At 69.5% G+C, this 17,457-nt stretch carries 19 protein-coding genes and 1 pseudogene; 9 read left to right on the forward strand and 11 right to left on the reverse strand.

Going from position 1 to position 17,457, the window contains the following annotated elements; translation table 11 throughout:
* Together ACIRVH_RS44400 and ACIRVH_RS44405 are read right to left on the reverse strand one after the other, a co-directional pair.
* Positions 1–356, reverse strand: a pseudogene (locus ACIRVH_RS44400) (BMP family ABC transporter substrate-binding protein); the annotation flags it as partial.
* A 240-nt stretch (positions 357–596) separates the two neighbouring features.
* Complete coding sequence (locus ACIRVH_RS44405; protein ID WP_403966125.1) at positions 597–1,820, reverse strand: amidohydrolase; 1,224 nt, start codon at positions 1,818–1,820, stop codon at positions 597–599.
* 226 nt (positions 1,821–2,046) lie between these two features.
* On the opposite strand from ACIRVH_RS44405, the gene ACIRVH_RS44410 reads away from it, so the two are divergent.
* Complete coding sequence (locus ACIRVH_RS44410) at positions 2,047–2,700, forward strand: class I SAM-dependent DNA methyltransferase (protein WP_403966128.1); 654 nt, start codon at positions 2,047–2,049, stop codon at positions 2,698–2,700.
* 23 nt (positions 2,701–2,723) lie between these two features.
* On the opposite strand, the gene ACIRVH_RS44415 is transcribed toward ACIRVH_RS44410, so the two are convergent.
* Positions 2,724–3,206, reverse strand: coding sequence for a MarR family winged helix-turn-helix transcriptional regulator (locus ACIRVH_RS44415; protein ID WP_403966131.1), 483 nt, complete (start codon positions 3,204–3,206; stop codon positions 2,724–2,726).
* A 220-nt stretch (positions 3,207–3,426) separates the two neighbouring features.
* Here ACIRVH_RS44415 and ACIRVH_RS44420 point away from each other — a divergent pair, with 220 nt between their 5' ends.
* Entirely contained in the window at positions 3,427–4,053 is a 627-nt protein-coding gene (locus ACIRVH_RS44420; protein WP_403966134.1) for an isochorismatase family protein, read from the forward strand.
* Positions 4,054–4,102: 49 nt separating this feature from the next.
* Positions 4,103–4,303 carry a hypothetical protein gene (locus ACIRVH_RS44425; RefSeq protein ID WP_403966137.1) on the forward strand — a complete coding sequence of 67 codons (201 nt, stop codon included), beginning with the start codon at positions 4,103–4,105 and terminating at the stop codon, positions 4,301–4,303.
* A gap of 76 nt (positions 4,304–4,379) precedes the next feature.
* On the opposite strand, the gene ACIRVH_RS44430 is transcribed toward ACIRVH_RS44425, so the two are convergent.
* The 3 genes from ACIRVH_RS44430 to ACIRVH_RS44440 form a co-directional block, all read right to left on the reverse strand.
* Complete coding sequence (locus ACIRVH_RS44430; RefSeq protein ID WP_403966140.1) at positions 4,380–4,835, reverse strand: hypothetical protein; 456 nt, start codon at positions 4,833–4,835, stop codon at positions 4,380–4,382.
* A 136-nt stretch (positions 4,836–4,971) separates the two neighbouring features.
* Positions 4,972–5,859: a glycoside hydrolase family 19 protein gene (locus ACIRVH_RS44435; RefSeq protein WP_403966143.1), complete on the reverse strand. Its 888-nt coding sequence runs from the start codon at positions 5,857–5,859 to the stop codon at positions 4,972–4,974.
* A 110-nt stretch (positions 5,860–5,969) separates the two neighbouring features.
* Positions 5,970–6,377 (reverse strand): ATP-binding protein, encoded by a 408-nt coding sequence (locus ACIRVH_RS44440; RefSeq protein WP_403966146.1) that lies wholly within the window; start codon positions 6,375–6,377, stop codon positions 5,970–5,972.
* 206 nt (positions 6,378–6,583) lie between these two features.
* Between ACIRVH_RS44440 and ACIRVH_RS44445 the strand changes: the two genes are divergently transcribed.
* A complete protein-coding gene (locus ACIRVH_RS44445; RefSeq protein WP_403966149.1) occupies positions 6,584–7,417 on the forward strand; it encodes a helix-turn-helix domain-containing protein in 834 nt (277 codons plus the stop codon).
* Between the two features lie 8 nt (positions 7,418–7,425).
* A complete protein-coding gene (locus ACIRVH_RS44450; protein WP_403966152.1) occupies positions 7,426–7,638 on the forward strand; it encodes a DUF397 domain-containing protein in 213 nt (70 codons plus the stop codon).
* A 15-nt stretch (positions 7,639–7,653) separates the two neighbouring features.
* Here the strand turns inward: ACIRVH_RS44450 and ACIRVH_RS44455 are convergent, their stop codons facing one another.
* Entirely contained in the window at positions 7,654–9,009 is a 1,356-nt protein-coding gene (locus ACIRVH_RS44455; protein ID WP_403966318.1) for a helix-turn-helix domain-containing protein, read from the reverse strand.
* A 170-nt stretch (positions 9,010–9,179) separates the two neighbouring features.
* On the opposite strand from ACIRVH_RS44455, the gene ACIRVH_RS44460 reads away from it, so the two are divergent.
* Genes ACIRVH_RS44460 through ACIRVH_RS44475 form a run of 4 tightly spaced genes read left to right on the forward strand, consistent with a single transcriptional unit; the run spans position 9,180 to position 12,754 of the window.
* A complete protein-coding gene (locus ACIRVH_RS44460; RefSeq protein ID WP_403966321.1) occupies positions 9,180–10,202 on the forward strand; it encodes a dTDP-glucose 4,6-dehydratase in 1,023 nt (340 codons plus the stop codon).
* A complete protein-coding gene (locus ACIRVH_RS44465) occupies positions 10,192–11,205 on the forward strand; it encodes an ATP-grasp domain-containing protein (RefSeq protein ID WP_403966155.1) in 1,014 nt (337 codons plus the stop codon). Before ACIRVH_RS44460 ends, ACIRVH_RS44465 begins: the two co-directional genes overlap by 11 nt.
* Positions 11,202–12,350 (forward strand): DegT/DnrJ/EryC1/StrS family aminotransferase, encoded by a 1,149-nt coding sequence (locus ACIRVH_RS44470; protein WP_403966158.1) that lies wholly within the window; start codon positions 11,202–11,204, stop codon positions 12,348–12,350. Before ACIRVH_RS44465 ends, ACIRVH_RS44470 begins: the two co-directional genes overlap by 4 nt.
* Positions 12,335–12,754 carry a low molecular weight phosphotyrosine protein phosphatase gene (locus tag ACIRVH_RS44475; protein WP_403966161.1) on the forward strand — a complete coding sequence of 140 codons (420 nt, stop codon included), beginning with the start codon at positions 12,335–12,337 and terminating at the stop codon, positions 12,752–12,754. Before ACIRVH_RS44470 ends, ACIRVH_RS44475 begins: the two co-directional genes overlap by 16 nt.
* 5 nt (positions 12,755–12,759) lie before the next feature.
* On the opposite strand, the gene ACIRVH_RS44480 is transcribed toward ACIRVH_RS44475, so the two are convergent.
* The 4 genes from ACIRVH_RS44480 to ACIRVH_RS44495 form a co-directional block, all read right to left on the reverse strand.
* Positions 12,760–13,941 (reverse strand): UDP-N-acetylglucosamine--N-acetylmuramyl-(pentapeptide) pyrophosphoryl-undecaprenol N-acetylglucosamine transferase, encoded by a 1,182-nt coding sequence (locus ACIRVH_RS44480; RefSeq protein ID WP_403966164.1) that lies wholly within the window; start codon positions 13,939–13,941, stop codon positions 12,760–12,762.
* A 78-nt stretch (positions 13,942–14,019) separates the two neighbouring features.
* Entirely contained in the window at positions 14,020–15,168 is a 1,149-nt protein-coding gene (locus ACIRVH_RS44485; RefSeq protein WP_403966167.1) for a hypothetical protein, read from the reverse strand.
* Positions 15,169–15,215: 47 nt separating this feature from the next.
* Positions 15,216–16,154 carry an N-acetylneuraminate synthase family protein gene (locus tag ACIRVH_RS44490; RefSeq protein WP_403966170.1) on the reverse strand — a complete coding sequence of 313 codons (939 nt, stop codon included), beginning with the start codon at positions 16,152–16,154 and terminating at the stop codon, positions 15,216–15,218.
* 12 nt (positions 16,155–16,166) lie between these two features.
* Positions 16,167–17,450, reverse strand: a complete 1,284-nt coding sequence (locus ACIRVH_RS44495; protein WP_403966173.1) for a cytidylyltransferase domain-containing protein — start codon at positions 17,448–17,450, stop codon at positions 16,167–16,169.
* Positions 17,451–17,457 lie beyond the last annotated feature (7 nt).

Here is a 17,457-nt window from a genome sequence, read left to right on the forward strand (position 1 = left end):
GCGAAGCCGACACCGATGACCGGGTTGTAGCCCGCCTTCGCCAGGGTCTCCAGGCGCTGCACCTTGTCCGCGTCCGACTCGTTGTCCGTCGGCTCGACATCCCGGCCGCCGATACCGAAGTCCTTCTGAGCCTTCTGGAAGCCCGCGTAGGCGGCGTCGTTGAAGGACTGGTCACCCTTGCCACCGACGTCGTACGCCAGGCCGATGCCCTTGCCCGTGTACGTGCCGTCCTTCGATGATGTGCCGGTGGAATCAGTGCTGGACTTTCCGCAGCCGGCGGCCGCGAGGGCGACGACCGCGACGGCCACCGCTGCCTGGGAGAACCTCGTTCTCCGGGAGACGTTCCGAGAGACCATACGCACAGCAAGCACCCTTCATCCCCACGGCGCCGTCACGGGCCGCTGTCCCCAATATGCCGCCAGTGGTGGCGATGCGGCGCACAGTAACGCGCGTAGAAGGGGAGGGGAACGGGATTTCTCCGGGCCGTTATCGATTCGTGCCGACTCCGGGTTACAGCCGGGCGCCGCGGGTTACACCGGGATGACACAAGGGGACAAAGAGGCACCGAACGGGTGCCCCTCCCCCCTCCGGGCGGCCTACTGGTCGTCGAGCTGTACGGCGGCCGTGAACAGCTCCACGCCGACCGTGATGGCGCGCTCGTCGGCGTCGAAGTCGCCCTGGTGCAGGTCACGGGACGTGCGGTCGCCGGGGGTGCGGACGCCGAGGCGGGCCAGGGCGCCGGGCACGTGCTCCAGGTACCAGGAGAAGTCCTCGCCGCCGAGGCTCTGCTGGGTGCTCTCGACGGACTTCAGACCGCGCCGGGCGACCATGGATCTGCGCAGCAGCTCGGTGGACTCCCGGTCGTTGACGACCGGCGGCACGCCCCGCACGTAGGTGATCTCCGACTTGGCCCGGTGCAGGGTGGCGACCTCGTCGATGGCGGCGTGCACGATGTCGGGCGCCTCGCGCCAGGCGTCCAGGTCCAGGCAGCGGACGGTGCCGGACAGCTCGGCGTGCTGCGGGATGACGTTCGGGGCGTGGCCCGACTCGATCCGGCCCCAGGTCAGGGCGAGACCGCTGCGGGTGTCGACGCGCCGGGCGATCAGCGCGGGCACGTCGACGGCGACGCGGGCGGCGGCGGTGACCAGGTCGGTGGTCAGGTGCGGACGGGCGGTGTGGCCGCCGGGCCCGTCCAGGGCGACCTCCAGCCGGTCGCAGGCGCTGGTGATGGGCCCGTGCCGCAGCCCGACCCGGCCGACGTCGACCTTGGGGTCGCAGTGCACGGCGAGGATCCGGCCGACCTCGTCGAGCGCCCCGTCCCCGATGGCGCCGAGGGCGCCGCCGGGCATGACCTCCTCGGCGGGCTGGAAGAGCAGCCGGACCGGGCGGGTCAGCAGCCCCTTGGCATGCAGGTCGGCGAGGACGAGCCCGGCGCCGAGCACGACGGAGGTGTGCACGTCGTGGCCGCAGGCGTGGGCCCGGTCGGGCACCGTGGACCGGTACGGGCAGTCGGTCTTGGTGTCCGGGATGGGCAGGGCGTCGATGTCGGCCCGCAGGGCGATCAGCGGGATGGTGGGCCGCTGCCCCTCCGTAAGCCCGATGTCACAGATGAGCCCGGTTCCGGTGGCGAGCACGCGGGGGCGCAGCCCGGCCTGCTCCAGCCGCTCCTTGATCGCGGCGGTCGTGCGGAACTCCTGGTTGCCCAGCTCCGGGTGCATGTGCAAGTCGCGCCGGAAGGCTACGAGTTCGGCATGCAGGGACTCGCTGAGCACGCCGGGGAGAACATCCCCGGGGACATCGGCCTCATACTCTAGGGACATCAATTGGTTCACCCTCTGAAGGGTAGGACGCCTGACCGGTCAACTGACCCTCGATCAACAAAAGTTCAGCCCGTTAGGTGAAGAAAATCTGACCGGCGGACGCATGGCGGCGGACTCTGGTGGGTAAAACCTCTCTTTTCTCCTTCCACGGATACCACGCCCACCCATACTCCCGCTCTACAAGTCCACGGACCGGACCAAGCCCGGGCCAGTAGGCTCCGCGGTCGTGAGCGACTCGACCGCCGATTTCCTGCAGACCACCCGCTCCTCCTACGACGCGATCGCCAAGGACTACGCGTCCCGCTTCCCGGACGGCCTGTTCCACCCCCTGGACCGGCAGCTGGTCACCGCCTTCGCCGAGCTGGTCACGGCGAACGGCCCGGCTCCCGTGGCCGACCTCGGCAGCGGTCCCGGCTACGTCACCGCCCGCCTGCACGGCATGGGCGTCCCCGCGTTCGGCGTGGACATCTCCCCCGCCATGGTGACCCTGGCCCGCGAGGCACACCCCGAACTCCGCTTCCACGTGGGCTCGATGACGTCCCTGGACCTGCCCGACGCCACCCTGGGCGGCATCCTCGCCCTCTACTCCACCATCCACGTCCCCGACGATCACCTCCCGACCGCCTTCGCCGAGTTCCACCGCACCCTGGTCCCCGGCGGCCCCGTCCTGCTCGCCTTCCAGTCCGGCACGGAATCCGGCCACCTCCATCTGGCGGAACGCTTCGGCCATCAGATCGACCTGGACTACCACTGGCGCACCCCGGAGCAAGTCACGGCGCTGCTCACGGAGGCGGGCCTGGAGCCGGTGGCGACGGTGGTACGCGAGCCGGACGCGGAGGAGACCCGCGCACGGGCGTTCCTGCTGGCCCGCCGGCCCTAGCCGCGCCGCAGGTCGCCGCGCTCTCAGTCGCCGCGGCCTCGCCCCGGTTCCATGTCCGTGGTGACGGACTTGCGCTGAAGATCGGCCACGCGGTGGAGAGCCGTTTTGAAGGCGGCGTACTCCTGCTGGCCCAGCGCCTGCGCATGGCGTTCCTCGATCGTGCGCATGATGGCGGCGGCGGCCTCCATCTGGAGCAGGCCGCGTTCGGTGGGGAAGATCAGTTTGGCGCGGCGGTCCGCGGGATCGGGTCTGCGTTCGACGTAGCCGAGGCGTTCCAGGTCGTCGACGAGGGTGCCGATGACCTGCTTGTGCTGTCCGGAGACGCGGGCGAGTTCGCTGGCCCGGATGCCGTCGGCCCGCAGGTAGGCGAGGACGGCGCCGGTGCGGGGCTGGATGTCGTCGAAGCCCTGCCCGGCGAGCGCGGTGAACAGCTCGCGCTGCACGGAGAAGAGGATCCGGGCGGCGAGTACGCCGAGGTCCGGTTCCGCGTTCTGGTTCCCGGTCAACGCCCCTCCCCTCCCGGCGGCCGTCCGCCGCTGTGCCGTGTGACCAGCGATTTTAGTTGAGCGCGCGGCGGGCCGGACAGTGCAGCCCAGGCCCTGGGCGACCCGACCCGACCGTTGCTTGCACCCCGGAGGGCCTGGGCATAGCCTCAAATAGTCACTAGAACTGACTATCAAGATTAGTGACCAATAAGCCGTGGCTCCACCCCCAAAGGAGCGGAAGATGAGCGAGCGCAGCACGTTCCTGGAGTCGATCACCCGGGAGAACGCCGCCGTGGTGCTGGTCGACCACCAGGTGGGACTCCTGACCGGCGTCCGGGACATCCCTCTGGGCGAGCTGAAGCACAACGTGGTGGCCATGGCGCGGGCGGCGACCGTGCTGGGCATCCCGCTGGTCGTCACCACCACCGCGGCCGACAGCATGTGGGGGCCGACCACCCCCAAGCTGGTCCAGGCGCTGCCGGCCGGACAGAAGATCATCGACCGCAGCACGGTCAACGCCTGGCACGACGACCGGGTCCGCGAGGCCGTCGAGGCCACCGGCCGGCAGAAGCTGATCTTCGCCGGGGTGTCGCTCGAAGTGTGCGCGGCACTTCCCGCGATCGCCGCGACGGCCGCCGGGTACGACGCGTACGTCGCCGTGGACGCCTCCGGCACCTTCAGCCGGACCAAGCGCGAGGCGGGACTGCTGCGCATGCAGCAGGCGGGCGTCGTCGTCAGCGACTACGCCACCCTCCTGGTCGAGGCCCTCGCCGACAACGCCGCCCCCGAGGCCGGCGCCCTCTACGCCGCCCTCGACATGCCCTTCGCCGTCCTGGTCGGCCAGATCTCCGCGGCTCACCAGGCCTAGGACACATCCAGCACACCGGCGCGCCGCCCCAGGGAGTACGTGAACCGACGTGCCCGTGCTGGTGATCCACGGGGCCGACGACGAAGGCGTGGCACCGTCCTACAGCCGGGCGTATGCCGACGCCGCAGCGGCGCGAGGCGGAGACGTGCGCTTCGTCGAGGTGCCTGAGACGACCCACTTCGACGTGATCGACCCCGCGAGCCCGAGTTGGCGGCTTGCCCGCGACTGGATCCGGGAGCGGCTCGCCTGACGACTCAGGTACGTCATGAACGGCGACTTCCCGTTCCCGCTGCCCGGTGCAGTCGGCCGCGACGAGACCTCGGTCGTCAGTCCCACCAGTTGAACAGCAGGTCGCTCAACACGGCGGGGCACCAGTAGCGGATCTGAGTGAGCTCTGCTTCCGCCAGCTCGGTCACATCCACCTTGGCCATCGGTGTCCTCAGATCCTCGACAGGCAGGCAGCGGAAACCGGAGACCCCGAGGTCGTCCACCCACGGCGGCGGATCCACGAAGCCTGACAGCGGCTGTCCTGGAACAGGAGGTGCACCGGCGAAGGCGCTAACCGGCAGGTATGCGTGGCACAGAGCGGCATACTCCTCCGCGCGGCTGGTGACGGTGAACGCGTGGAAGCTGGACGCCCTGGCAAAGGCCAGCTCGCCGACATGGCCACCGATCCGTCTTGCCGCTTCCCAGCAGACGCTACGAAAGAGCGTTACGTCTGTCTCCGAAACCGGTTCGTCGGCGTGACCCCAGAACCCAGTCGCTCCACGCTCCAGCCGCATCAACGCCTCTCCTTCCCGACGAGGAAGCTTGCCACAGCAAGATCAATCGTCAGACGCGGCCCAGTCGTCCGCCGTCGGCACTGTACGGTGCCCGCGCCGTGCACCACCTGGAGCGCCTCGGCCACGTCTGCACCGATCAGCAGTAGAGGTTGCCGCCCGCCGAGGTGCCCAGGATCTGCACGAACCGCTGGTAGGCATCCACGCGGCTCTGCACCTGCGCGGGGTTCCTGCCGTCGCACTCCAGGGAGCCGTTGATGCTGCGGATGGTCTGACCGAATCCGGCACTGTTGACCATCGCGTTGTGGGGCGTCATCGTGCCGGGTCCGGTCTGCGTGTTCCAGTACCAGAGCCCCGTCTTCCAGGCGACGGAAGCGTCGGTCTGAACGAGGTTCGGGTTGTTGAGCAGATCGATGCCGAGCGCGTCGCCCGCCGCCTTGTAGTTGAAGTTCCAGCTGAGCTGGATGGGACCGCGGCCGTAGTAGGCAGCCTGACCGGCCGGGCAGCCGTAGGGCTGGCTCCAGTCGCAGTAGTGCGGGTAGTTGGCGGTGTTCTGCTCCACCACGTAGACCAGCCCGCCGGTCTCATGGCTGACGTTGGCGAGGAAGGCGGCCGCCTCCTGCTTCTTCACGGTGTCGCTGCCGGTGTTCGCGAAGCCGGGGTAGGCACTGAGGGCCGCGGTCAGCCCGCTGTAGCTGTAGAACGAATTCCGGTTCGGGAACATCTGGTTGAACTGCGCCTCGCTCACGACGAAGTTGCCCGAGGGGTTGGTGCCGCCGTCGCAGGCGTAGGGGTCCCAGAACCAGGTGCTGATGGTGGGGTCGTAGCCCGGGTTGTCGTGCTCTGCGATGTAGGCCTTGCCGTCGGTGTACCGGACGATGTCACCGGTGACGTAGGACTTGCCGGCCGTCCAGCTCGGATAGCTGGAGCAGGCCGCGGCGGAAGCTCCCGCGGCCGGCAACAGGACCGGTGTGGCGGTTCCTATCGCGATCGCGGCCAGGACTGCGGAGAGGCGACGCTTCGACACAGGGTCAACTCCTTTGCGGAGCAAGGGTGGGGGGCTGAAGCCACACTCAACCGCGTTGGTATGTACCAGTCAAGGTCTAGACCAATCAAATCTGACAACGTTGGCACGAATCAGGCCACCCCCAGCTCGCACCACACGAACTTGCCCCGATTCCCGAACCTGGCCGACGGCTGCCAGCCCCAGTAGTCCGCACAGGCCCGGATCAACGCCAGCCCCCGCCCCTCCTCCACCAGCTCGGCGACCTGCCCCAACGGTTGCGGCGGCTCCGGCGGTGCGGGGTCGGTGTCCCACGCCCCGATCCACACCACGCCCTCCGGGGTGCGGCGGACCCTCAGTGCGGCCGGCCCCTTGGTGTGGCGTACGGCGTTGGAGACCAGCTCCGTCGCGAGGAGTTCGGCCGTGTCCACCATCCCGATCAGACCGTGCATCGTCAGAATCAGGCGCAGGGTGCGGCGACAGACGGTCACGGCCCTGAGGTCGTTCGGGATGTAGAGGGTGTAGTCCCAGGTTTCGGGCATGCGTCATCAACTCCGGTGCGGTGAGTGGGATTTCGCGCGCGGTGGCATTGCCGCAGTCGTCATGACAGGACGAAGCGGTGCGCTTCCGCTGCGTGTGCGGTTCGTGACTGAAGGTAGGTCTATTTCTTCATGTCTCGCAAGCGGATCGCGTAACGTTGCCCGCGAACGAGTTGCGTTCAAGGGCGCGTTGAACCAAGGGGCGGTCGATGGCACTGAGGCGTGAAGCAACGGCACGCCAGATGCGTCTGGCAACTGAGCTGCGCAGAATGCGTGAAGCGGCAGGCCTCAACTCGCGCCAGGCGGCCGCGTTGCTCGGCGTTGGCCCCGCCCAGATCACCCACATCGAGTCCGCACTCGCGGGAGTGAGCGAGCAGCGACTACGCTGCCTCGCTTCCCACTACGCCTGCACGGACCAGGAGTTCATCGACGCCTTGGTGGCGATGGCCACCGATCGAACACGCGGCTGGTGGGAGGAGTACCGGGGCCTGCTGCCCAAGTCGTTCCTGGACCTGTCCGAGCTGGAGCACCACGCCCGGTTCCTACACCACGTGGCCATCCTGTACGTGCCGGGCCTGATGCAGACGGACGACTACGCACGCGCCGTCTTCTCGTCCAGGCTGCCCGAACTCACCGCCGAAGAGCTTGAGTTGCGCGTCAGGCACCGAAAGGCGCGCCAGCAGATCACCATTCCGTACGCAGCGCTGATCCACGAGGCGGCCCTGCGCATCAGGGTCAACGACCGTGCCACCTCAAAGGCCCAACTCGCCTGGCTCCTCGAGCTCTCCGAAGCGGACCATGTCACCTTGCGCGTCATTCCCTTTGACCTGGACGGCTTCGCCGCCTCAAGCGCGATGACGTACGCCGGTGGCCCCGTGCCCAAGCTGGACACAGTGATGCGGGACGCGCCTCATGGCTCAGTCCTTATCGAGGCTGAGGCACAGCTCAACATTTACCGAACACGCTTCCGTATGGTGGAGGCGGCATCACTCGAACCTGACGAGTCCCGTGACTTCATCCACGGGCTGGCGAAAGAGCTGTGAGGCATCCCATGGACAACTGGCGGAAGTCTTCCTACTCGGGCGAGGGCGACGGCAACGAATGCGTGGAGATCGCGAACTCCCCCACCCACATAGCCATCCGCGACTCCAAGGCCCCGGCCAGAGCAACCCTCACCTTCCCAGCCGGAGCCTTCACCCCCTTCATCGAAGCCCTGAAAGAGGGCGTCCAAGACGGCCCCAAGGCCCCTACTCAGACACCCTGAACCGCTTGGAGCACTTCAACTGACCAGAGCGCCGGTGCGCGCCGCGAACTCTCGCACGCCCTCAACCCGGTTCGTCCCGTACAGCAGACCGGCGATCAATGCCCGTAGCGCGGGCCGGCGAACCTCCTGCGGTGCCTCCTGCTCGACCCTCTGCAGAGCAGCGAACGTCTGCGGCGCATCCCCGAGGGCGTTCCACATGCGGGCGATGTCTGTCCACGCCCGCGCGCGGCGTTCTGCCGTCGGCATGCGATCGACGTCCAGCCTGGCTGCGATGTCGACTCCCTCGTCCGGGGTTCCGAGGGCGTTCAGCACACTGATCCGGTATGCGTCCACCTGCGTCCGGGTAGCCTCCACCGTGAACAGGCCTGGGACGGCCGGCCTGCGGTCGGCTTCCTGCCCCGCCTCCTCCATCAGAGACAGGGCCGTCGATCGGTCCGTGCCCGTAGCCGCCGAGTACGCGCCGGTCAGTAGCAACGTCGTGCGGACTGCCGCGGTCTGATCGTGGTTGGGATCCAGGTCGGCAGCCTCCTTGGTGAGCAGGCGCACCGCGGCCGCAGAGCGGCCCGAGCGGCGCATGGCGATCGCCAGCTGACGCGAGGCCTCGCCGACGGCGACCGGGATTCCGCTGGAGCGCGCGGCCGACAGGGCGCGGTCGGCAGCTACCCACGAGGCGTCCGAGTGTTGCTTCGTCGCGAGTTCGGCGGCCAGCACGTACGCGCGGGCCAACGCCAGGTGTGCCTCATCGCGGGCCCGGCCCTTCGAAACGTCCCGCGTCGCCTCCGCCGCGGCGATCAACGCGGGCAGCACCTGCCCCAGGCGGGTGTACTGCGTGGCGCAGTAGTCCCCGCGCGCGGCAGCGACCTGTCCGACCAGCCGGGGCAACGGCACCGGTGCCGCCTCCGGAAGCCGGAACAGCGACACTTCCAGATCCACAGGTGCGGCAGCCGCGGCGGCCGGACCGGCGCCCGCAACGGCCGTCGCCGCCGCTGCCACAGCTCCCGTCAGCAGCTCCCTACGACGCACCGCATCCTCCTCGTCCGACCACCCTCCGGCCACCGTAGCGACATTGGTCATGCCCGGTACGGAAGACGCACAGAGCTGCTGGGGGGCGATCTGCAGGAACGCAGCGAACCGCATCAAGCTCGCGTAGTCGACACGCAGCTTCCCGGACTCGATGCGGGAGACGGCGGACGCTGAGTAGCCACAGGCCTCGCCGACCTGCGCTTGAGTGAGCCGACGGGCACAGCGGGCACCGCGTAAGACCGCGCCGATCTCAGCATTTGCACCCACTGGGCACCTCCTCGAACCCGGTTGGGTGGTAGAGAACCTAGCGATGCCGAGGGCGTCCGGGCAGGGCGCGCGGGTGCACACCGCGTGCGCGGTCCGCACACGGTGTGCCGATGCGCACCGACTTGTCCCAGAACGGTCTGCGGGCCGTCATCGTCAAGACCGCACCCGGCAACCGCTGGGCGTCTCCTCGACCGGCCCCCAAGAAGCGGCACACCCATGTCGTCGGCCTGTCATCCTCACCGGAGGCACACATGAAGCTGCTGGTCACCGGCGGAGCCGGGTTCATCGGCTCTCACTTCGTCAAGCGCATGCTGGACGCCGAGGACGTCGAGCAGATCACTGTCCTGGACGACCTCACGTACGCGGGGAACGTAGGGAACCTCGGAAAGGCGTTCCTCAACCCGAAGCTGGCGTTCGTCAAAGGAGACATCTGTAACGACGGCCTGATCGACCTTCTCGTCAGCGGGCACAGCGCGTTGGTCCACTTCGCCGCCGAGTCCCACGTCGACCGCTCGTTCACCACGGCCGGAACTTTCGTGAAGACGAACGTCCACGGCACTCAGGCCCTCGCGGACGCGGCCATGCGACACGGCGTCGAGAAGTTCGTGCACATCTCCACGGACGAGGTGTACGGGCCGCTGCTGGAAGGAGAGGCCACCGAGGACTACCCGCTGCGTCCGACCGTGCCCTACGCGGCGTCGAAGGCGTCCAGCGACCTGGTAGCCCTCAGCTACTGGCACACCTACCGGGCGCCGGTCTGCGTCACGCGCTCCTCGAACAACTACGGGCCCTGCCAGCACCCCGAGAAGATCATCCCGCTGTTCGTGATGCGGCTGTTGCGCGGCGAGCAGGTCACCCTCCACGACAGCGGGCAGCACGTCCGGAATTGGCTGCACGTCGAGGACAACTGCGCCGGCATCGAACTCGTCCTGCGTCAGGGCGTGCCCGGCGAGATCTACAACATCGGCGGCGGCACCGACATGACGAGCAAGGACCTGACGGGCGAGCTGCTGCGGATCTGCGGCGCTGGATGGGACTCGGTCACGTACATCCCGGACCGGCTGTCCAACGACCTTCGGTACGCCATGAACTGGGAGAAGATCGCGCAGCTCGGCTACCAGCCCACCCGCGACTTCCAGGCCGGGCTCGTCGAAACCGCCGACTGGTACCGAGCCAACCCCGACCGCTGGGCCCCACTATCCCGCACGCCTCTCGCCGCCGTGCCCGCCCCGCGCACCGCCTCCCCGGAACTGGGGCACCAGCATGCCCACTGACCAGACCACTCCGCGCCGGATCCTCGTGAGCGGTGTCGGCGCCACCCCCGGGTTCGGCCTGACCCGCAGCCTCCTTCGCCTGGGCCACCAGGTCATCGGCGCCGACGCGAGCCCGCTCGCCCCCGGCCTCTTCCTGGCCGATGTCATTCCCCAGGTCATCCCGCGCGCCGACGACCCCGCCTACGGCAGCACGATGGCCGAGCTGTGCCGAGACCTGGCCGTCGACGCGATCGTGGTCGGCATCGAGAACGACCTCCCGCCGCTGATCGACGTGCGACCGCACCTGGAGGCCGACGGCGTGCGCGTGTGGGTGCCGGACGCGGAGTCGGTGCACGCCTGCATCGACAAAACGGCCTTCCACCAAGTGCTGGCCCAAAACGGCATCCCCACCCCCCGTACCTGGCAGCCCGAGGAGTTCGACCAGGTCCCCGACGGCATCGAACTGGTCGTCAAGCCCAGGAAGGGCCACGGCGCGCAGAACGTCCACTTCGTACAGAAGCAGGCCCATGCCCGCCTCCTGTGCGAACTGGTCCCCGAAGCCATCGTGCAAGAGCGGGTCTTTGGTTGCGAGTTCACCGCGGACTGCCTGGTCGACCGCGACGGGCGGGCCTCGGTGATCCTGCGCCGCCGGGACCTGGTGAAAGCCGGACTTGCAATCGTGAGCACCACGTTCGAGCACAGCACCGTGCACAACCTGGTCGTGGACACGCTGCGGGCCGTTCGGGCTGCCGGCCTGTGCTGCGTCCAGGGGTTCGTCACCGACGACGGCCGGGTCACGATCACCGAGCTGAACGTGCGGGTCGCCGGGGGATTCCCGCTGGCCGAGGCCGCTGGTGCGGATCTGGTCGGACAGATGGTCAACGGCCTTTTCGGTCTGCCCGTCGACCACGGCAGCCTCACCTACCGCACAGGCGTGTTTCTAGCCAACTACGTCGAGACCCTCCGCGTCGGTGAGGTCGCCGAACTGGCCCTCACCGCCTCAGCGAAAGGAGTACAGGCGTGACCATCTGCACGAGGCCCGACACCGGACGCAATGCCAGCCCGTTCCTGTACGGGCAGGAGGCCGCCGCGGTGGCCGAGGTCCTGGAGTCCGGGCAGTACGGACACACCGACGTCACCGAGGAATTCGAGCGGAGGATCGCCGAGCTCCTCGGTGTCCGCGACGCCGTGGCCGTCTGCTCGGGCACGGCCGCCCTCCACACGGCGCTGCTCGCCGCCGAGGTCGGACCTGGCCACGAGGTGATCGTGCCGTCCATGACGTTCTGCGCGACCGTCCAGGCGATCATCGCTGTCGGCGCGACCCCGCGGTTCGTGGACATCGATCCGGCCACCCTCTGTGTGACAGACCAACTCGTCATGGAAGCGGTCACCACCAAGACGGCCGCTGTCATGCCCGTGCTGTTCGGCGGCCGGGCCGTCGACCTCACCTCCATCCGCAAGGAGCTGACCGAACAGCACATCAGCGTCATCGAGGACGCCGCGCACGCCTTCGGCTCCCGCTACGGTGCCCGCCTCGTCGGCGGGACAGGTGACCTGACCTGTTTCTCGTTCGGGCCGATCAAGAACCTCACCTGCGGCCAGGGCGGCGTGGTTATTCCCCGCACCCACGATGAGGCTGACACGGTCCGCCAGCTGCGGCTCCTCGGCGTCGTCCAGGCCCAGGCCGAACGCGCGAACACCACCAGCTACCGCGTGGACTCCTTCGGCCTGCGTTACCAGATGTCGGGAATCAACGCCGCCATCGGCCTGGCCCAGCTCGACCACTTCGAGAGCACCGAGCACACCCGCCGCAGCCTGTGGTGCGCCTATCGGCGCGCGCTCGCCCCGCTGGACGGCGTCACCCTCATCGACGTCGACCCCGACCGCTCCGTGCCCCACCTGTGCCAGGTCCGCGTGCCGCACCGCGACAAGGTGTTCGCGCAGCTACGGGCACAGGGCATCGGCGTCGGCGTCCACTACCCGCCCAACCACCTGCAGACGGCCTTCGCCGACTGGGCGCGTCCCCTGCCAGCCACCGAGCAGGTCGCCGGGGAGATCCTGACGCTGCCCTTCCACCAGCACCTCACCGAATCGGACATCGCCCAGGTGGCCACCGCCCTCAGGCAGGCCCTCAAGATGGCTGGAGGTGCATCATGCGCAAGGTCCTGACCGTGTGCCTGGGGAACCACTGCCGTTCCCCGTTCGCCGAGATCGCCCTCGCCCGCCGGGGCGGCGCGGACCTGGAAGTCCGTTCCGCCGGGCTCATCGGGAAGTGGCAGGGCGAGCCGGCCGACGAGTCCATGGTCAACGCCGCCCGGCGCCTCGGCCACGACCTCACCGAACACCGTGGGCAACAGATCACCCTGGAGATGGTCGACTGGGCAGACAGCATCCTGGCGATGGACGCCGCCGTCCTCGAAACGCTCCGCACGATCTGCGGCGAGGCGCACGCGCCCAAGCTGGCCCTGTACCTCGGCGACCGCAACGTACCCGACCCGATCGGCAAGGACGACGCCACGTTCAACGACTGCGCCGTCCTCATCGAGGCCGGGACAGCGCGCCACATCCGATAGGCCGGTCAGCCGGACGCGGCGGCCGACAGGATCACGTCCACAAGCCTGTCGGCCGCGTCCGGACGGCCGTACGCGCGGGCCCGCTCTACCATCGCCCATCTCAGATGGGCATCGGCCAGAAGCGGGCCCACCGCGCTCCTCAGCTCGTCCGCCGTCACCTCGCCCACCAGCGCGACGGCGGCCCCGGCCTGCTCCAAGTGCCGTGCGTTGTGCGCCTGCTCGTTTCCCGCCGACGAGGCCAGCGGCACGAACACGGCCGGCTTGCCCAGCGCGGTCAGCTCCGCGAGCGTCCCCGCACCGCTGCGGGAAACCACCACATCCGCGAGCGCCAGGACGTCGGGCAGCTCCGGGCCCACGAAGCCCGTCAGGTGGTACCGGCCCTGCAGCTCGGCGGGCAGCCGTGCCGCCCGCGCCCGCAGGCCGCCCACATTGTCCGGACCGCACTGGTGGACGACGTTCGCCATTGCCAGCAGCCACGGCAGCACGTCACCGATCAGCTCGTTGATCTGCTGCGCTCCTTGGGCACCGCCCGTGACGTACACGGTCGGCAGCTGCCGGTCGAAGCCCCACAGCCTCAGCGCCTGGACCGCCTTGTCCGCGTGCCCGGTCAGGACCTCGGGGCGCACAGGGTTCCCCGTCACCACCGCGACCTGCCGCGCCGACTCCGACAGCAGATCAAGCGTCGACTCCGACGACACGCAGATCCGCGCAGCCGACGCCGCCAGCTTGCGGTTCGCCAGACCCAGCCGCACCGTCTGCTCGTGCAGCACTAGTGGGCGGTGGCACATCCGCGCAGCCAGCCCGGCCGGGACCGCGACGTAGCCGCCCGTCGCGAGCACCACATCCGGCCGGAACCGGTCGATGGCCTTGCGGGCCTGGATCACCCCGAGCGGCACCCGAGCCATGTCCTTGACGTTCGCCGGCGACGCCAACTTGATCGGGTTCTTGGAGCGGCGGATCTTGCCCGTCGCCACGGTGGTGAAGGGGATACCCGCGGCCGGAGCCACCCGCGCCTCCAGGCCGTCAGCCGTCCCGATCCACAGAGTCTCGAGCACCCGGCCCTCAGCAGCCAGCCGAGCCTGCAGAGTACGCACCGCGGTCAGCGCGGGATACGTATGCCCACCAGTCCCGCCGCCCGTGACGACGAGACGGAAAGGTTCGACACCGTTCACCTGGAACTGCTCCAAATCTGGCGGAGGTCAGACGGGCCGCCACAGTAACGGTTGCAGGACCTGCGCTCAGCCATCGCGACGGGGCCCGGCCTGCTACGCCAACCCCACCGCCGCCAGCCGATGCACATCCTTCGCCGTCCCCGTAACCCCTGACAGAAACCCCTGCGCCCGAGGTGAGGCGTTCTCCGTCAGCCAGCTGGGGTCGATGTCGCACACCGCCACGCGGACGCCCGTGCCGACCAGGGCCAGGGGCAGGGTGTGGACAACTGTCGAGGGGAAGCTGAGGATCGTACGGCCGATCGGACCTCGGCGGGCGATCAGCTCCAGCGGCAGATCCGGGCGGACTATCTCCAGGCCCGTGTCGGTGGCCAGGCGGTGCAGTTTGTCGGTGTGCTCGCGGCGGTGTGCGAAGTAGCGGGTGGCGCCGTGGGTCCTGGCGAGGGACTGCACGGCCTCCAGGTAGCGGTCGCCGTCCACCACGCCGGTCTCCACCAGGGACGTGCCGACCATGTCGGCGCCCTTGGTGATGCGCGGCGGCCCGAAGCGGGCGCGGGTCCAGGCGAAGTCGTTGACGGTGACCGTGACGCCCTCGGGGGTCTCGGTCACGGGCATGGAGGAGAAGACCTCGACGCGGCGGCTGTCGCTCGGCGTGAGACGGCGGCGGGCCGAGGAGGAGACGGGGGCGAAGAGCAGGTCCCTGGCTCCGGGGCGGCCGCCCTTGCGGTGCCAGCGGACCAGGCGCTCGCCGCGGGCGAGCTGGGCGACGAACTCCATCGTCGCCGTGCCGTCGTCGACCACGACCAGGTCATGGGCCCGGGTGATCGTCAGCAGCAGTTGTACGTAGCGGGAGAACGGGTCTCCCATGACGATGCGGTCGGCCCGGCGGAGAGAACCCGCCAGGCCGCCGATCGTGTGGAAGGGCGCGGTCGTACCGCCCCGCGCCTCCTCCCAGCGCACCCGGTACCCCTCGTCCCGGGCCAGGTCCGCCATGCGGCGCAGCTGGCCCCGGGTCATGGGGTCGGTCGGGGACAGGACGACGACCGTGAGCTCCGAGCCGACGGGTGCCTGGGCACCGTCCGGCGACCGCCGTGCCTGTGCGGGCACGGACAGCCGGGTCGGCTCGGGCGCGCCGCGCAGGCCGTGGAGGTGAGCCCACTCCAGTACGTTCAGCAGCTGTACCGGGCTCTCCACGAAGGCGAGCGTGTGGGCAGGGTGGCCGGCCTGACCGGCGCGGGGGCTCATCGTCGTACGACCGTCCCGTCGTAGGGCATGTAAGGCGATCAGGGCGCTCAGACCGCGACCGGCTCGCCCGCCGCCGCCGCGATCTCCGCCTCGGCGACGACGCCGGCGACGCGGCGCAGCTTCTTCATCGGGCCCATCTCGGAGTCGTAGACCTTCTTGACGCCGTCACCGAGGGAGGCCTCGATGGTGCGGATGTCACGGACGAGGCGCGTGAGGCCCTGCGGCTCGACGGAAGCGGCCTGGTCCGAGCCCCACATGGCGCGGTCGAGGGTGATGTGACGCTCGACGAACGTGGCGCCGAGGGCGACGGCGGCCAGCGTGGTCTGCAGGCCCGTCTCGTGGCCGGAATAGCCGATCGGGACGTTCGGGTACTCGTCCTGCAGGGTGTTGATGACGCGGAGGTTGAGCTCCTCGGCCTTCGCCGGGTACGTCGAAGTGGCGTGGCAGAGAAGGATGTTGTCGCTGCCCAGGACCTCGACCGCGTGGCGGATCTGCTTCGGGGTCGACATGCCGGAGGACAGGATGACCGTGCGGCCCGTGGCGCGCAGGGCGCGCAGCAGCTCGTCGTCCGTCAGGGAGGCGGAGGCCACCTTGTGGGCGGGGACGTCGAACTTCTCCAGGAAGGCGACGGCCTCGGTGTCCCACGGGGAGGCGAACCAGTCGATCCCCTTCTCCTTGCAGTACTCGTCGATCTGGCGGTACTCGTCCTCGCCGAACTCCACGCGGTGGCGGTAGTCGATGTAGGTCATCCGGCCCCAGGGGGTGTCGCGCTCGATGTCCCACTGGTCGCGCGGGGTGCAGATCTCCGGCGTGCGCTTCTGGAACTTCACGGCGTCACAGCCGGCCTCGGCGGCCACGTCGATCAGCTTGAACGCGTTCTCCAGCTCACCGTTGTGGTTGATGCCGATCTCGCCGCAGATGTAGACGGGGCGGCCCGGGCCGGCCTCACGCGTACCGAAGGAGCGGATACGGGAGTTGGTGCTCATCAGGAGATGTCCTTACTTGGGGAGGGAATCGAGAGAGGGGCCGAGGATCCAGCTGGCGATCTCTCGGATCGCGCCGTCACCGCCGGGGACGGTGGTGACCGCGCGTGCGGCGCCGCGTACGACGTCGTGGGCGCTCGCGACCGCCACGGGCCAGCCGACGAGGGCGAAGCACGGGAGGTCGTTGACGTCGTTGCCGACGTAGAGCACGCGCTCCGGCGCGATGCCCTGCTCCTCGCACCACTGCTTGAGGGCGAGGTCCTTGCGGTCGATGCCGTGCAGCACCGGGAGCTTGAGCTTCCGGGCGCGGGCGGCGACCACCGGGTTCTGTTCCGAGGACAGGATCAGCATCTTCAGGCCGCTCTTGCGCAGGGCGGCGATGCCGAGCCCGTCTCCGCGGTGCACGGAGACGAACTCCCGTCCTTCGGAGTCGATCAGCACCCGGTCGTCGGTCTGGGTGCCGTCGAAGTCCAGTACGACTGCGTCCACATCGGCGGCAGTCGGAAGCGAACCAGGTCGGTCCGCGTCGAAGAGGGGGGCCAGCGCACGGGCGCGGGCCAGGTCGTGCGGGTCGTCGACCTCCAGCACCCGGGCCGGGTCGGTGCGGACCAGCTCGGTGTGGCCGAAGAAGCGGTGGCGGTGCTCGCGGAAGCCGGCCGCGTCCATCGCGTAGGCGGCGCCGGTCTCCAGCAGGTCCTGGGGGCGGTCCTGGCGGCGCGGGCGGAAGGACTTGTCGTGGTTGACGCCGTATCCGCCGCCCAGGGAGGCCGAGTCGGCGTCCTCCGTGACCGAGCCGGTGGCGACCGGCACCGGTACCGGGGCGTCCGCCTCGTCCCGCCAGATGAAGCCGTGGAAGGGCGCGACGGTCACGGCCGTGTCCGCGTCGTTCTCGACGATCGCGCCGGCCACCCCGTCGATGTCCTCGCGGATGATGAACGGGCTGGTGCACTGCACGAGCAGGACGACGTCGACGGCCGCGCCGTGCAGGGCCTCGTGGGCGTCCATGGCGTGCAGGACGGCGGCCTCGGAGGTGGCGGTGTCGCCGGCGATGGCGGCGGGGCGCAGCACGACCTCGGCGCCGGCCTGGCGGGCGGCGGCCGCGATGGCCTGGTCGTCGGTGGAGACGACCACGTCGGTCACCAGCCGGGCGGCGCGGCACTCGCGCACCGCGCGGGCCACCAGCGGGACACCGCCGACGGGGGCGAGGTTCTTGGCGGGGACACCCTTGGAGCCGCCGCGCGCCGGGATCACCGCGAGCACGCGGCGCACCGCGGGTGCGTCGGGGTTGGCGTCGGTCATCTGCTCC

This window comes from Streptomyces sp. NPDC101165, from assembly GCF_044768135.1.
Taxonomy (GTDB): domain Bacteria; phylum Actinomycetota; class Actinomycetes; order Streptomycetales; family Streptomycetaceae; genus Streptomyces.